Origin of the sequence: Nostoc sp. DedSLP04, assembly GCF_034530775.1 — a bacterium.
Lineage (GTDB): Bacteria > Cyanobacteriota > Cyanobacteriia > Cyanobacteriales > Nostocaceae > Nostoc.
In genome coordinates this window covers 140,821-157,251 of sequence record NZ_JAVRCL010000001.1, presented here as the reverse complement: position 1 = coordinate 157,251, position 16,431 = coordinate 140,821, and the positions used below count along the sequence as shown (strand labels likewise).

At 45.7% G+C, this 16,431-nt stretch carries 9 protein-coding genes; 2 read left to right on the top strand and 7 right to left on the bottom strand.

The window, feature by feature from the left end; genetic code table 11:
- Positions 1-135: 135 nt before the first annotated feature.
- The 7 genes from RMX89_RS00500 to RMX89_RS00470 form a co-directional block, all read right to left on the bottom strand.
- Entirely contained in the window at positions 136-1,248 is a 1,113-nt protein-coding gene (locus tag RMX89_RS00500) for a radical SAM protein (RefSeq protein WP_322687543.1), read from the bottom strand.
- A 329-nt stretch (positions 1,249-1,577) separates the two neighbouring features.
- The gene (locus RMX89_RS00495; protein WP_322686938.1) at positions 1,578-1,850 is read right to left on the bottom strand and encodes a phosphopantetheine-binding protein; all 273 of its coding nucleotides are present in this window, start codon (positions 1,848-1,850) and stop codon (positions 1,578-1,580) included.
- Positions 1,851-1,889: 39 nt separating this feature from the next.
- Positions 1,890-2,633, bottom strand: coding sequence for a polyketide synthase (locus RMX89_RS00490; RefSeq protein WP_322687542.1), 744 nt, complete (start codon positions 2,631-2,633; stop codon positions 1,890-1,892).
- On the bottom strand, positions 2,626-3,426 hold the full coding sequence (locus RMX89_RS00485; protein ID WP_322687541.1) for an enoyl-CoA hydratase/isomerase family protein: 801 nt from the start codon (positions 3,424-3,426) through the stop codon (positions 2,626-2,628). The genes RMX89_RS00490 and RMX89_RS00485 overlap by 8 nt, the downstream gene beginning before the upstream one ends.
- On the bottom strand, positions 3,417-4,637 hold the full coding sequence (locus RMX89_RS00480) for a hydroxymethylglutaryl-CoA synthase family protein (protein ID WP_322687540.1): 1,221 nt from the start codon (positions 4,635-4,637) through the stop codon (positions 3,417-3,419). The genes RMX89_RS00485 and RMX89_RS00480 overlap by 10 nt, the downstream gene beginning before the upstream one ends.
- Positions 4,638-4,830: 193 nt before the next feature.
- On the bottom strand, positions 4,831-7,578 hold the full coding sequence (locus tag RMX89_RS00475; protein ID WP_322687539.1) for a type I polyketide synthase: 2,748 nt from the start codon (positions 7,576-7,578) through the stop codon (positions 4,831-4,833).
- Entirely contained in the window at positions 7,575-13,958 is a 6,384-nt protein-coding gene (locus RMX89_RS00470; protein WP_322687538.1) for a polyketide synthase, read from the bottom strand. Before RMX89_RS00470 ends, RMX89_RS00475 begins: the two co-directional genes overlap by 4 nt.
- A 544-nt stretch (positions 13,959-14,502) precedes the next feature.
- Between RMX89_RS00470 and RMX89_RS00465 the strand changes: the two genes are divergently transcribed.
- Positions 14,503-15,960 carry a GAF domain-containing SpoIIE family protein phosphatase gene (locus tag RMX89_RS00465; protein ID WP_322672806.1) on the top strand — a complete coding sequence of 486 codons (1,458 nt, stop codon included), beginning with the start codon at positions 14,503-14,505 and terminating at the stop codon, positions 15,958-15,960.
- 36 nt (positions 15,961-15,996) lie between these two features.
- Entirely contained in the window at positions 15,997-16,428 is a 432-nt protein-coding gene (locus RMX89_RS00460; protein WP_289796034.1) for an ATP-binding protein, read from the top strand.
- Positions 16,429-16,431: the final 3 nt, after the last annotated feature.

Sequence of the window (16,431 nt, the reverse complement as noted above, 5' to 3'; positions counted from 1 at the left end):
GAATTACTAGCAATTTACTTTCCTCTGTGCTGAGTCTTGAGTAAGGAAAATTACTCAATATTGATGTACACAGGTATTAGCTTTGATTCTTCCGGGCAGTTTTTTACTCAGCACAGGCTAAACCTTAGCTATCCGCTAACAAAACTCAGCACTCTTGATTCGTTGATGAATTTCAGGTAAAAGTTGCACGCCGGATTCAAAGTCAACCATGCGGCACATCAGGTAAAACAGGTATGTCGTAGTCAGCCAGTTAGTAAATTCTTGTTTGGAACCGAGATGTCGTTCTAGATTGATCATGATCCAACCAACCTGCGCCCAAGTTTGGTAACAAGTTGAGCAATCTTGATTATCACCTGTGCAACAACGCCGAGTTGATTTCAGATCGGGATTGTAAGCGCGATAATGGGGATTATAACGTTTACCATTTTTAATCCGGTTTTGATTAATTTCATGATCTACAGTGAGACTGGTGCAAACTTCATAACCCCAAGTTTCATCGTAAAGTTGCTGTGTGGTAAACACGCTGCTCATGTACGAAGTCATTAAAATTTTGTCAGGGTAGCGGGCGATCGCTTTATCAATCTCACGCCGCACATCTGCAAATCCCAGATTATGATCGTAAACTCCTCCTAAGTCAATGCGATCGCTGTAAAAGTTAAACAAGACACGATTACCGTTAGCTACGCACTGCTCGACAACGCTAGCGATTTCATGGGCGTTACCTGGTGTAGTAGTGTAATGCCAAATAGCACGCGGATCGTCTTTGTAATTTTTTAAAGCTTTGCTGAAAACATCAAGTTTACCACCTCCTCGGAGTGTCTTGTCAGTTTCACGATCGCCCCAAAGAGAGATAGCGATCGGCATTGTTTCAAATCCCTCATAAGGGATTTTGATCAGGGCATTGGTAACAACCATTAACCGAAAATTATGGTAAAGCTTTTGCAATCGCTCTAGCATCAGGCTGGGTTCTCCCCCAACCACTGTAATAAAATTTGTTCCTCTGCTCTTTTCGTCGGCAATAAATGTATCAAATTCGGCTTCATCTTTGGGTGCTTTGAACTGATCCAATTCATCTAAAAAGAAATAACATCCCTGACACCGAAGATTGCACGCATGGGTTAAATCAACTGATATCCCTCTAATTTGTTCAGCTTTTCTGATTTGTTTAAAAAGGTGATTTAAAAACGGATCTTCCAAGTATTCCATTAATGAATCTTGGACATCGGACTCGACAGTTTGAGTAACCATTTTCACCTGCTTTTGGAAAAAGAACGGGGACTGCAATACCGTTTGGTTAACGTGAGTTCGACAGACTTCTTTCTCCCAGCCGCTCTCGCCTTTTAGGAGAGGGAAGAGTAACGAGAAAAGAAAAGTTTTTGCTTTCCTCTCCTGGTAGGAGAGGGGCTGGGGGAGAGGTCAAAATAGCACTTGTCGAACTCACTAGTTAAGGTTTTTTGATGAAAGTTATAGATTACAAAGACGCGATTGATCGCCGTCTATACGAAGGAGCGATCGTTGTTGTAGAGACAGCAATTTATCGCTTCTTGTACCTTAAAACAATATTGACTGGGGAATTTTTATTGCGTAACTTTAACTTCTTGAGAAGCTTCGTCTTTAAACTTGGCGAATAGTTCCACCAAGTCATCGATTGTCTTAAAGCTAGAAACTTCTGTTCTGGGAATTTTTATTTTGAGTTCTCGCATACAAGCAGAAACAATTTCTACGCCGTCAAGACTACTAGCTCCATATTCTCCAATTGTTTTATGTGGATCTATTTCAACATTTTCCAGTCCATCTATGTTGAGCTTGATATGTTTAATTACGACATTTAATACTTGCTCTCGATCCATGATGTCTTGTCTCCTATATTGAAAATCAAAAAACAAAATTTAGGCTAAATAGGCCGCTTCGATGTGTGCTAATGTCCCTGGAACCCCAAAACAGATTTTGTGCATTAGGTGTTCGCGGGACAATGCTGCTTGGAGAGCTTGACGCCGGGGTAGACACAGGGTGTCTTTTACCATCTCCAAAACATGTCTGGGTTTTTCGGCAATTCTCCGTGCCATATCCAAAGCTAAAGTCATAACTTCCTCAGCTGGAACTATGTAGTTAAATAAACCTCGTCCCTTGAGTTCTTTGCCTTTGTAGAGCTTGGCACTGAGGAGCATCTCGCTAGCAAAGTGATGTCCAACCATTGCTGGTAAGACAGACAAGATACCCATTCCGGGGGTAAATCCCAAATCTGTAAAATTAACTCCGTACCGACTGTTTTCGGATGCGATCGCCATATCGCAGTAGAGTGCTAACGCTATGCCACCTCCCACAGCATGACCTTGCAAAGCTGCAATAATTGGTACGGGAAAGCTGAGTAGTTGGTTGGGAAGTGATAAATCTTTGACATCTGCATTGCCACTCACAACTTGTTTGATGGTGTCCAAGCTGGCTCCCGCGCAGAAGACATCCGATCGCCCACTCAAAATCAAGACTTTCAAGCTCGGTTCTGTCGCTAGATGAGCGAGGGCTGTCATTAATTGATCGCACAGTTCTTCGCTCAAACGATTTTCGTTTTCAGGGTCATCGATTTGCAGTTGGAAGATACCGTCTTCTAGATTGGCCAGCAAAATTTTAGACATGGGTTTTTCCCCTGTACTTTTGAAACCAAGGTGGCGAGAATCCCTCGGTGAAACTTTGAATTCCTTCTAAGACCTCCGGTTGTGCTAACCATGAAACAAGTTGATTCAGGGCAATATTAATTTGTCGCTGTAAATCTGACCCATAGAGTTGTTCAAAATATTGTTTACTGGCAGCGATCGCTTCGGGAGAAGAACGAAATAGCCGTTGTAATTGTCGGTTCAAGGTGGTAGCCATACCTTCAGTTGCAACTTCATCCACTAACCCAAATGCTTTGGCTTCTAGGCTGTCAATACCCCGACTGCTGAGGGTTAAATAATTGAGCTGTGCTATGGTCAGACGACGCAGCAAGAAGGGTGCAATTAGAGCCGGAATCATACCAATGATGACTTCTGGCAACATAAATATTGCGTTCTCGTTGGCAATAACCAGATCGCAAGCCGCAACTAAACCTAGTCCTCCACCTGTAACATTACCTTCAACGCAGGCGATTACGGGTAAGTGAGAATGGCAAATTAATTGCAGACAATTTATAAAGGCTTGAAAGAGTTCTATTTGAGGTCTTCCTCCCTGCTGTAATATCCATTCCAAGTCAAGTCCTTTGCAGAAGTCAGTTCCCTCAGCCCGAAGCACGATCGCCCGACAAGATGAATCAGCGATCGCAGCTTGTAACGCTTGACTAAGTCGATCGATTAAAGATGGATTGAGTGTATTACCTGTTTGGGGCTGCACCAAGGCAATCTGGGCAACTCCTGAATCGATTTTATATCGGACGGCCTCTACTATTAACTCCATTGATATTGCCTATAGTAATTTTCAACATTGCTTAACACAAGTAAACCTTGGCCTCGATAGCGTTTTTCATAGCGTTCATCTAAATAGTTTTCTAAGTTAAAGTCCCGGCGATCGCTATATTTTTCACGCGTCAATTCACTAGCTTCATAATCTGCAACGGATAAACGAAGTCGCTGATTGAGGTGTTCGTCAATGTTGAGCGATCGGACAATTTCAGTTGCAGCCTTTCCAATAGTGGCACTGTAGAATTCTGCTTGACAGCCACCACCATAGGCAAACAAAGAAATGCGATCGCCCGGATTAAGATCCTTGGCATAATTCAAAAGACTTAACAAACAAATAAAATTGGAACCTCCATAGGAACTACCAATTTGTTGAGCAAAATGTATACTTTCTGCAACTTTTGATTGAAAACTTAACTTAGCAGCCGCTTTGCCTACCGCCTCAAATCGGTTGAGGATGGTGCGATGTGCCTGAAATGTCATTGCTGGAAAGGGCGCATGATAAATGTGTTTTTGGAAATCAGCATCATAGTCTACAGAACCCACGATTTGCTCGTAGTGACTGAATGCTCCCTCCAAAGCATCTAAATAAGAGTAAAGACTCGTTTCACTTTTGATAACTTCGGTGTTAAAAGTGGGGCGCAGATAGTCAGAAATCTCCTTTGTCCAGTAACCCGCCTTATCCAGTTCAATTTCGAGAATTTGGGGATTGGCGCTAACGAGCATCGCTACTGCACCACCTCCGCAGATAAACTCCTGGTCAGTATTGAGCGTGACGCTGCTGAAGTCCGTGTTAATTACCAATGCCTTTTTTCCAGGTCTAGCCCCTGAAGCTACCCAGGAAGCGGCCATTTTGAATGCCGCAGTGCCACCGTAACAAGCATGTTTCACCTCGAAGTTACGGCAATTAGGAGACAAATTACAAAACCGATGTACCCAAGTGGATAGGGATTTACCACAATCAACCGCAGATTCTGTACCCACGATTAGTAGTTCGATATCTTCCAGGTCTTGAGGTGATAAGAGTTGTTTGGCTGCATTCACCGCCAGAGTAATAGCATCTTCATAGACCGGATAAACCGATCGCGTTTTGCACATTAAGCTATCGGCAATGTGCTGGAAGTTTTTACCACGCGCTTCGGCAAGATCGGCAATATCTAGATAGAACTGCCCTGAGTACAGATTGAGTTTTTCGATTCCTATAGGCATAAAATGTTGGCTAATTGCTGACTGGGAACAGTGGGGTATTTTTTATTTGGGAGTCCCTCAAAGAGAGTCAATCAATTTTGGATTTGGGATTTTGGATTTTGAATTGAGGAATTTTTAATCTAAAATCGGCAATCTAAAATCTAAAATTTAAGCGGGGCATGAACCAAAAAATCTAAAATCTAAAATCTAAAATCTAAAATTCATTGTCAATCCAACAGCGTTGGCGCTGGAAAGGATAAGTGGGCAGAGCAACTCGTTGTCTGGGAGAATCTCGATGAAATTCTGACCAATTAATGTTTATACCCTTCTCGTATAAAGTAGCTAAGGTGTCGAGGAGCGATCGCCAGTCATCATGCCCTTGTCTTAAAGAAGACAACCAAGTAGCAGTGTTTTTAGGTAGACAGCGCTTCCCCATACTTGCTAGGGTATCTGTTGGGCCAATTTCCAAGAAAATATTATACCCTACTTCTGCTAAAGTCTGGATACCTCGATCGAAACGCACGGGCGATCGCAGTTGGGAGCGCCAGTAGTTAGCATCTAGTACCCCTGCCTCGAATTCTCCCGAAAGATGAGAGATAAACGGTAGACAAGGGGGATGAAACTGCATTTGCCTCAAAGTCTGCTCAAAGGCATTTTGGATGGGGTCTACTAAGGGTGAGTGAAACGCGTGGGCAACATTCAACTCGCGAGTCATAATAAAATCGGATTCCAGACGGGCGATCGCTGCTGAAACCGCTTGTCTATCGCCCGCAATCACAGTTTGGCTAGGGCCGTTAAAGGCGGCAATGGCAACAGTATCCTGGTACGATGCGATCGCCTCTTCTACAATCTCCTTAGCTGCAAACACCGCCACCATTTGCCCTTCTCTAGCTTGTGTTGCCATCAGTCGTCCCGGTTCCGCACTCAAGTACAGTCCTTCCTCCAAGCTGAATACACCTGTCACACAAGCTGCTACATACTCTCCGACGCTATGACCCATCACCGCATCGGGTTCAATGCCCCATGACTGCCACAATTTCACTAAGGCATACTCTACAGCAAATAGAGCAGGTTGGGCGTAGGCAGTTTCATCTAGAAGATGAGGCGCTGAGTTTCTTTCCCTTTCCCCTAATGGATACAGTACTTCCAGCAGTGGCCGATCCAAATAAGAGCGTAAGATGCGATCGCAATCGTCTAAGGCAGCACGGAAAATAGGTTGGCTGTTGTAAAGTTCCCATCCCATACCAACGTATTGCGAACCCTGTCCAGCGAACAGAAATGCAATCTTCGGGCGATTATCTGGCTGTAGCTGTCCTGTCGTCTGTTTGCTAGTGGCGAATGTCCTCAGTTGGGAGATTAAATGAGGTAAATCGCCTGATGAAATGATGGCATAACGATGGTTAAAATGCGATCGACCGATATTAGTTGTGAAACAGATATCAGGAATTGATTGAGCAGCATAGTTTTCTAAACTATCTGCATAACAACTTGCAAGTTCCCTCAACGCTGTCTCAGTTTTTGCCGAAAGCGTCAACAGCGATTTAACCTGCTCCCCTGCCCCCCCTGCTTCCCCTGCTCCCCTGCTCTCCTCTGGAGCTGCTTTCAGTACTACATGAGCATTAGTACCGCCAAAGCCAAAGGAATTAACACCAGCAAACCAAGGCTTGATATTTATCGGGCGATCGATTGTGGGAATCAAAAATGGTGTTGACTTGATGTCAATATGGGGATTGATGGTTTTGAAATGTGGATGAGGGGGAATTTCTCCGTGTTGCAAACAGAGAACAGTTTTGATGAATGCGGCAATCCCACCAGCAGCTTCTAGATTGCCAATATTAGTTTTCACAGAACCGAGTCCGCAGGGTTGGTCGAGGTTTCGCCCCTGTCCTAGCACCCCGAAGATTGCTTGTAGCTCGATGGCATCACCCATTGGAGTACCCGTACCATGTGCCTCAACATAATCAATTTCATGGGATGCCACCTTCGCATTTGCCAATGCTTGCCGAATCACTGCTTGTTGAGCCAACCCATTTGGTGCAGTTAGGCCAACACTGCGACCGTTATGATTTACGGCAGTTCCCCGCAGTAAGGCTAAAATGCGATCGCCATCTTTGACTGCATCTGAAAGACGCTTCAGGATAACTACCCCACATCCTTCTCCTCGGACGTAGCCATCGGCTGTAGCGTCAAAGCTTTTGCAACGTCCATCAGATGACATCATGCCAGCCTGAGAAAAGGTAATATTCACCTCCGGTAACAACATAATATTCACACCGCCCACCAATGCCAGATTTGACTCTTGATGCCGCAGACTTTGGCAAGCGGTATGAATGGCAACCAGGGACGACGAACAAGCAGTGTCAATTGTCACGCTAGGGCCTCGCACATCCAAAAAGTAAGACAGCCGATTTGCCGCCATACTGTTAGCAATTCCGGTGCCGGCTCTCGTGGGAATTGCGGTCATGGCTTTGTAATAATCACAAGTGGCAATTCCCACAAATACGCCAGTCTGAGAACCAGCCAGTTGTAAGGGGTCGTAGCCAGCGTTTTCTAATGCCTCCCAACTTACTTCTAATAGCAGTCGTTGCTGGGGGTCAATGGTAGCTGCTTCGCTCGTGGAAATTCCGAAAAAGCCGGGATCGAATTGATTGATGTTTGTTAAAAAGCCACCCCAACGGGTGTTAGTTTTGTCATAACTACTTAGATCGGGATCGTAGTAAGCATCTACATCCCAGCGATCGCTAGGGACTTCGGCGATCGCATCACCACCATTTTTGCATAACAGCCATAACTCCTCTGGAGAGTTAACTCCTCCAGGAAAGCGGCAACCAATACCGATGACTGCAATCGGTTCAGTTGCAGCATGTTCGAGGGTATCGAGCTTTGCTTGTAAGGCTGATAGCTCCAGCAATGCGTTCTGCATCAATTGCCCATAATCTCTGGTTTCTGAAGGACGACTCATAGCAGTTTTCCCTCTCTGATTGATGCTAGTTTTGCAGCCAGCAAATCTGCAATTTCGTCAAGCGATTGGTCGGGCGATGACAATTTCACTCTCTTTTCTAATGATTCTTGCAGTGAGGCTTGTTGTTCTAAACTCTCTGAGTTAGAGGCTGATTCTTGTGGTTCTAAGAGCGACAACACTTGCGTTTCTAGATAATTCGCCAACGCTGCTACCGTAGGATAATCAAATAGTGTGGTTGGGGAAAGAGAACAGCCTAAACTATTTTGCAATTGGTCTTTCAACTCCGTAGCAGTTAATGAATCCATCCCTAATTCAAAGAACCCTTGCTGCAAACCGATGGACTGGGGTTGCTTTAAGCCTAAAACTTTGGCTACTAATAAGCGGACATGAGTGACTAATTCCTCCTGTCGCACTCGTGGAGGCTTTGATACTAGCGATTGGATAAATGTTGATTGTGGGGTGTTGATGGTGGTAGCAATGGGCGATGGAAGATGATTGTGGTTAACTGGGTTATCGGTGCTGATGCTCTGAGCCAGAATAACAACCTGTTGGAATGAATCGCCGATCGCCTCGCAATCAGGCGCAAGATGCACAGCCCCTTGAAACCCACAATCAGACAACAATTCCAGCCAGTCGGTCACTGCTAACAAAGGGTAGAATGGTCGCAGCTCGTAGTCTGAGAATTTCCACCACCCTGGCGTTAATCCAAAGACCAAATCTAACCAGCGTCGGGGACTTGTTCCCTCCAGCAACACTAACAATCCTCCTGGTGCTAACAGGCTGCGAACGTGACGTAAGGTTTGCTGTAAATCCTCAGTTGCGTGCAGGACGTTTGCTGCCACAATGATGTCGTATTGATGGTTAGTAAATCCCTGAGATTGGGGGTCTTGTTCGATGTCTAATGACTGATAGCGGATAAATGGGTAATCCCGAAATTTCTCTTGAGCCTTGGCAGTGAACCACGTTCCTAAGTCTGTGAAGACATATTCCGTTCGCTCTGCTGGAAGATGAGGTAGGAGGTAAGCAGTTGTTCCGCCGGTTCCGGCTCCAATTTCCAAAATGCTGACTGTAGCAGTGGAAATCGCGGTTGAAATTGCCTTTTGGACTAGGGCGTTCATCACCTTTGCGCCGGGGGAATCTTGGTAAAGCTGGGTTAATGCTGTCAAATCGCCTTGGGGAAATAGTAACTCCAGGGGGCGAGTTTCACCTCGGAGTACTTGAGCCAGGTGCGAACCGCAACGCTCTAGCAGTGTTAGTTCTGCATTTGCTTGGGGATATTGCGATCGCAAATTATCCAGTTGCGCTTCTGGTGTCGGTAACTCTAGTATTCGAGTTACTTCCCACTGATTACCAATTCGCTGAAGAATTCCTTCTTCAACCAGCATTTCCAACAGGCGCAGTGCGAGTTTCTGATGTTGCTCGATGACTCCTAGTTTGGTGAGTTGGGGGATGGAATAGCGATCGCCTAGCTGCAAATTCCACCCCATCTGCCGGAATGCCGCCACTACATAAAGGATACTCAGTGATTCCAAAGTACTTAGAGCTTCCCCATAGTTTTTTAGACTAAGTTGGGCTGTCAATTCAGCCAACTGGGGCACGAGCAAACGCTTGATTTCTGCTGGCGAACAGAGCGATTCTCTAGCAGTCACGCTACTAGATGCAGTTTCCATCCAGAAACGCGATCGCTCAAAGGGATAATTGGGCAACACTACCCGACGATGTTGAGAGTCATGATGGAAGCCTACCCAATCGACTGATATTCCACATTCATACAAAGTTGCCAAACTGGACAACATCTGCTGTGAATTTGATTCCTTTTTGAGGCTGGGAAGCCAGACATAATCGTTACTCGGTAAGCACTGGCGACCCATTCCCAATAAAATCGGTTGCGGCCCTACTTCCAAATACGCTAAGGCTCCTAGTTCTGCTAAAGTTGTCATTCCATCAGCAAACCGGACTGGCTGCATCACATGTTGCACCCAATATTCAGGCGTGGCGATCTCTGCTTTTGCCAGTTGACCTGTGAGATTAGAAATAAAGCGAATATCGGGGTTTGGCGGATAGTAGTTTACTTGCCGGACAATTTGTTCAAACTCCGCCAGGATTGGTTGCATCAATGGTGAATGAAAAGCATGGGAAACCTCAAGTGCTTTTGTCTTCACTCCCTTTGCTTCTAACCTAGCCACAGCCGATGTCATAGATTGAGACCCACCTGAGATTATCAGATGTGCGCCGTTCATTGCCGCGATCGCCAAATCTGAATACTCATCGATGATGCTCGATACTTCTTGCGACTGGGCAAAAACCGCTACCATTGCTCCCACAGACGGTAACGCTTGCATCAATCTCCCTCGTGCGGCAATCAACTTTAGTCCATCTTCCAGACTAAACACTCCTGCTACACAGGCAGCAACATACTCGCCGATACTGTGTCCCATCACCACACTCGGTTTGATTCCCCAGGATTGCCATAGCTTAGACAATGCATATTCCAGAGCAAATAAAGCAGGTTGGGTATAAGCAGTTTCATTAATAGAGGCTTGAGTTGGGTTGTCTAACTCACTACTTGGATATAGAACCTCTAACAAAGGCTGGTTTAAGTATGGCTGTAAGATTTCAGCGCAGCGTTCTATAGCTTGCCGAAAAACGGGTTGCGTGTTGTAAAGTTCCCGTCCCATACCAATATATTGCGAACCTTGGCCAGTGAACAGGAAAGCAACCCCCTGACAACGATCGCCTATTCTGGAAGGTGGTGAATTATAAATGAACCCTGCTAGTTGCTCGCAAAATTCCTCGGAGGATTCTGCAACCAAAGCTAGCCGATGGTGAAAATGCGATCGCCCGACATTGCTCGTATAACAAATATCCCCTAGAGATACTTCTGAATTAAACTTCAAAAACGCCACATACCGCCGAGCTAATTCCCGTAACGATATTTCACTTTTTGCCGAAATTGTCAATAGGGATTTTGGATTGTCATCAGCATCATCCAATCTAAAATCTAAAATCGGCAATCTAAAATCGGAGGGTGCTTCCTCCAGAACAACATGGGCATTCGTACCGCCGAAGCCAAAGGAACTTACTCCTGCAAAACGTTGCTCGCCAAAATCAGACCACTTCTGAGTTTCGCGGGGAATTGAAAAAGGCGTGTCTTGGATGGTAATCTTCGGATTTAACTGCTGGAGATGAAGCGTACCGGGAATCTCTTGATGTTGCAAAGCTAGTACAACTTTAATTAAGCCTGCAATTCCGGCTGCTGATTCTAAATGACCGATATTAGTCTTCACCGAACCGATCGCACAAGATTGTTTTGGAGAACGACCTGACATCAGCACTGATTGCAAGGAATTAACTTCAATCGGGTCGCCCAAAGCTGTACCCGTCCCGTGAGCTTCCACATAGCTAATGGCTGCGGGTGCGACTCCAGCATTCACAAGCGCCTGATGGATAACGCCTTGTTGGGCGATTCCTCTAGGAGCAGTCAGTCCATTGCTGTGACCATCCTGATTTACTGCCGAGCCGCGAATCAGCGCCAGGATATTATCTCCATCTTCGATCGCATCAGTCAAACGCTTCAGCACTACGATTCCACAACCTTCTCCCCGGACATAACCATCTGCATCCGCATCAAAGGTTTTACAGCGACCATCCCCCGACATGAATCTTGCTTGGGAGAGGGCGATTGTCATTTGGGGGGTGAGAATCAAATTAACACCACCTGCCAAAGCCAAGTCACATTCCCCTAACCGTAAACTTTGACAAGCCTGGTGAACTGCAACCAGAGATGAAGAACAGGCAGTATCGACAGCCCAACTGGGCCCGTGCCAATCGAACTGATAGGATAGGCGGTTAGCGGCAATGCTCAGAGCGTTGCCTGTGCTGGCATAAACATCAATATCAGACAATCGCTCGAACTGAAAACGAGCATAGTCATTGGTACTGATGCCGATAAATACACCACTGTTGCTGCCTGTCAAGCGATCGCTTGCTAATCCAGCATTTTCTAAAGCCTGCCAGCTCACTTCTAGTAACAGCCTTTGCTGCGGGTCCATCCGCTCGGCTTCACGAGGAGAAATGCCAAAAAACTGGGGGTCGAATTGGTCAACTTGCTCGATAAATCCACCCCAACGAGTACTCATTTTCCCTGGTTGGGCGGGGATGGGGTTATAGAAAAGATGAGAATCCCAACGATTGACGGGAATTTGGTCGATGGCAGTTTTACCATTTCGTAGTAATTGCCAAAAGGCTTCTGGGTTATTAGCTCCGGGAAAGCGGCAATCAAGACCAATAATCGCGATCGCCTCCACAGATTTAAGATTGCGTCTGGGTTCTGGAGATTCTCGCCGTTGGGATAAAGTTTCTGTGAGATAGGCTGATAGAGTTGCGATCGTTGGGTAATCGTAAGCCAAAGTAGGCAACAACTGACAACCTAACCAATCCTCTAAATCTGCCGAGAGGCTGACTGCGGCAATAGAATCTAACCCGTAGTAAGCAAACGATTCACGCGGATCTATAGATTGGGGTGCAATGTTTTGTCGCTGAGAAATCTTATTTACCAACCAATCTTGAATTTCCGCCGCTCCCTTGTTTCCTGACTTGCGACTTCTCCCTGCTCCCTGCTCCCTGCTCCCTGCTCCCTGCTCCCCTGCCTTCCTCCACTGTCCCACCACTTCCAAAGTCTCCGCCAAAAATCCTGCACGGGTGGCGTAGCGCTGAATCTTCCCACTGGAAGTCTTAGGGATACTGGCTGGTTTCAACAGCAAGACGGCATGAACTTCTAACTCGTGCTGTGTTGTGACTGCTTGTCGGATGCAGCCAATTACCTCACTTGCATCAAGCTTCCGCACAGCAGTTCGCTCGACTTCACAGGCCACAACGAGTTGTTCTTCACCGTCTACCTCGATAGTAAATGCGGCTACTCCCTGCGTTCCTAAAGCCGAATGACTATTTGTAACCGTGAGTTCAATGTCTTGAGGATAATGATTGTGTCCTCGAATAATAATTAAATCCTTGAGTCTTCCGGTGATAAATAGTTCGCCGTCTTGTAAAAAGCCTAAATCTCCTGTACGCAGAAACGGGCCTTCCCCTGTATCTGCTAAATAAGCTGCAAATGTATGTTTTGTTTCCTCATATCGCTGCCAATAGCCTTGGGTGATACTTGCTCCTGCGACCCAAATTTCGCCGACTTCATCCGGTAAACATCGCGTCAACAATTCAGGATGAGCGATCGCAATTTGGGTATCGCCCTGCTGGCTATTGCCACATCCAACTAAAAGCCGCGTCTTGGAATCCTCTGCTGTTGCCAGCATTACCCGATTTTGTGCCAGTGCGGTTGTCTCTACCTCGATCGTTATTGGCTGAGTTTGTGCCTCTACGGTAGTCACTTTCAGCGTCGCCTCAGCTAGCCCGTATGCTGGACAAAAAGCTGTTTCTTGAAACCCACAGGAGGCAAATGCTTTGGCAAACCGTTGGAGTGTTTCCGCTTTGACTGGCTCGGCACCATTAGAAGCAACCTGCCAAGAACTCAGATTTAGGCTAGCACGTTGTTCTGGGGTAATCTTCCTAACGCATAATTCATAAGCAAAGTTGGGTGCGCTGCTATGGGTTGCCTGGTAGCGGGAAATAGCTTGCAGCCAGCGAATCGGACGCCCAATAAAGGACACCGGCGCCATGATATAGCAAGGAAAGCCGTAGTACAAAGGTTGGAGTACTCCATAAATTAGCCCCATGTCGTGAAAGAAGGGAATCCACGTCACCATCAGGCTATTGGGTGTGTGATTCCAACCTTGGTCGATGTAGGCTAAATTGTGCAGCAGATTGCTGTGGCTGACCATCACTCCTTTAGGCATTCCCGTAGAACCGGAGGTGTATTGCAGGAACGCTAAAGTATTTCCATTGATATTAGGTGGTTGCCATTCCTGTGCGATTGCCTCAGAAATCCCATCGCTGGCCAAGACTTTTAGAGATGCTAGTTCTGGATTGTCTGCAAAGTAGTTCTTTACGATCGGCAATAGTGCTGTTGTTGTCAGGATGGCAGTTGCTTGGGCGTCGGAAACGATCGCACTCAACCTAGCAATCGACTGATTTTGCCGAGGGGGATAAGCAGGAATCGCGATCGTACCAGCATATAAGCAGCCGAAAAAGGCAGTAATAAATTCTAAACCAGGTGGGTAGAGCAGGAGTACGCGATCGCCTGACTTTGCAAATGTTTGCAAGTAGGTAGCGATCGCCCTTGCCTCTCGATCCAATGCTCCATACGTGAGTCTACTTCCCTCAGATTCACCATCTACCAAAAAGGTATAGCCTAGCGTCTGAGGTTGCCCAATAGCTCTGTAGCGCAATACGTCTACTAGCGTCTGACTAGTATGTTGTTTTTCCATGCACGGCTACTCCTAAAACCTGGAAATTGTTCAGAACGCTAATCTCTGGCAAATTGACAAGCAAAGCCAACATCTGCGAGTAAATAGGCCTCTTCTCTTGCAAAAGTCTCTAACACCCCACCCCCAACCCCTCCCCGCAAGCGGGGAGGGGAGACAAAGCGTAGCTTTGGCGGGGTGGGGTTCTTTCTTATTTTTGATTTATGCAAGAGGTCTAATGAAGGTATTAAAAATTTATCAGACTGATGAAGCCATCAGTTTTGACAAATTTTGGTGTTCTCCGAGAAAATCTTGGTTTGGTGTTCTCCAAAAAATCTTAGTGTTCTCCGAGAAAATCTTGGTATTGTTTAGAATACCAAGATTTCACTCTTTATGCACAAATCTTATAAATTCTCAACTATTTAAGGGATGACTTTTATATCAAAATAACTTAAGAGTTATCGCAGGAGAATTGTGGAATTTCTATTTAAATTAGCAGATGCATTCAATTTAGTGAAGCGATCGCCGTCCTGAATCTTACCCCAATAATAAAGCGACAGGTCTATTTATGATCCAACAATCTTATGAAGAGAATGGCATAGCAGAGAATCAACAGCTAATTGAGGAACTGAAGGCCCTGCGGCGAGAGGTAGCTGAATTAAAAACAGAAAAAGCTGCTTTCCAAGCTCAAAAAAAGCTGCTGGAGCATTCAGTAGCAACAATCATCCGCGCTTCACCCGAAGAAGAGATGTTGAAAGCTACTTTACAAGACACGTTAGATGTTTGTAGTCAGCTTACTGGTGCCCAAAAAGGCAGTCTATTTTTACTCGATCGCCAGGGTGCTGTCACCGATAGTATCCTCACGCAAAGGGAGACAGCACTAGCGGAGCGCGATCGCCTGATTGGTTGCGTTTTAGCACAGGGGCTTGCTGGTTGGGTATACAGACAGCGCCAGATCGGATTGATCGTAGACACTGAAACCGACGATCGTTGGTTGCAGTTGCCCAATCAGCCTTACACTGTACGTTCAGCATTAGCTGTTCCCATTCTCAGGAATGAAGAGGTGTTAGGTATTCTTACCTTACTACACCCAGAACCGGGGCACTTTAGCCCAGAAATTGCCCATCTGATGCAGCTCACTGCTGACCAAATCGCTATAGTTTTAGAAAATGCCCAGCTCTATGGGAAAATTGAAACTTATTCCAAAGCGCTCAACTACGAATTAGAAAAAGGGCGGCAAATCCAGAGAGATTTTCTACCCAATGAAATCCCACAGCTACCTAATTTAGAGATTGCCACGTTTTTCTCTCCTGCGCGTCAAGTTGCTGGCGACTTCTACGACGTTTTTATGCTACCTGGCGACTACTTGGGACTAGTTATTGCTGATGTCGCCGACAAAGGTGTAGGCGCTGCCTTATTTATGGCTTTGTTCCGAAGCTTAATCCGTATTTTTTCGGGACAAATTAGTTTGGGCGGACTCTCTATTATTGCCAATGAGGCGGAATTATCGATTTTGCTGGAGTCAGAGATGGCAACCAATTTATACCAAATTAACCCCCTGAAAGCAGTAGCGCTCACGAATAATTACATCGCCCAGCAGCACGCCCAGATGAGTATGTTTGCTACGCTGTTTTTTGGCGTGCTAGATCCGGCAACTGGCATTCTCACCTACATCAATGGTGGACACGAAACTCTGTTTGTTGTTGGTGAGACTGGTATCAAAGCCAGTCTCAACTCAACCGGGCCAGCAGTAGGGATGATGCCTAATATGAAATTTAAAATTCAACAAGTACAGTTGGAACCAGGCGATATCTTAATTGGCTATACCGATGGAGTAACTGAGGCACGTAGCCCCAGCGGTAAGTTTTTTACTGAAAAGCGACTGCGATCGCTCCTAGATCGATCTGCACTTTTGCCATCTCCCCTGCTAGAGCGCATTACAACTGATTTGTTCGCTCACATCAGCAACGCACCTCAGTATGATGACATCACAATGCTGATTGTGCAGAGAAAGGCATCAGACTAAAGTTTCATCCTTTCACTTACCCCCAATCTGTAAAATATGGAACCTTTAACTGTGCCTGGAACACTGGACTCTTTAAAGGCGATCGCAGAATATGTGATGGCAGCAGCAATGGTAGCAGGTTTGAATAAAAAAACCTCCTATAGACTGCGTTTGGCGGTTGATGAAATCGCTACAAACATCATTAATTACGGCTATCAGGCAGCAAATCGCCAAGGCATTTTGATTTTAAAAGCCGATCTTGACGATCGCTCCTTGACCATTACGATTAAAGATACTGGTGTTCCCTTCAATCCTACTCAAAAGTTAACTCCAAATGATTTGAACAAGTCGCTACAGCAACGACAGATTGGCGGTTTGGGAGTTTATCTAGCTCTGAAGAGCGTAGATCGGTTTATTTACCAACAAGACGGAAACCAAAATTGTAATATTTTAATTGTAAATCGTGACGACGGATTAGGAATCAGTTAAGTC

Coding starts and splice junctions, on each gene's coding strand:
- RMX89_RS00470 (WP_322687538.1), bottom strand. CDS start 13,958: ATGGAAAAACAACATACTAGTCAGACGCTAGTAGACGTATTGCGCTAC.
- RMX89_RS00465 (WP_322672806.1), top strand. CDS start 14,503: ATGATCCAACAATCTTATGAAGAGAATGGCATAGCAGAGAATCAACAG.
- RMX89_RS00480 (WP_322687540.1), bottom strand. CDS start 4,637: ATGCCTATAGGAATCGAAAAACTCAATCTGTACTCAGGGCAGTTCTAT.
- RMX89_RS00495 (WP_322686938.1), bottom strand. CDS start 1,850: ATGGATCGAGAGCAAGTATTAAATGTCGTAATTAAACATATCAAGCTC.
- RMX89_RS00460 (WP_289796034.1), top strand. CDS start 15,997: ATGGAACCTTTAACTGTGCCTGGAACACTGGACTCTTTAAAGGCGATC.
- RMX89_RS00485 (WP_322687541.1), bottom strand. CDS start 3,426: ATGGAGTTAATAGTAGAGGCCGTCCGATATAAAATCGATTCAGGAGTT.
- RMX89_RS00500 (WP_322687543.1), bottom strand. CDS start 1,248: ATGGTTACTCAAACTGTCGAGTCCGATGTCCAAGATTCATTAATGGAA.
- RMX89_RS00490 (WP_322687542.1), bottom strand. CDS start 2,633: ATGTCTAAAATTTTGCTGGCCAATCTAGAAGACGGTATCTTCCAACTG.
- RMX89_RS00475 (WP_322687539.1), bottom strand. CDS start 7,578: ATGAGTCGTCCTTCAGAAACCAGAGATTATGGGCAATTGATGCAGAAC.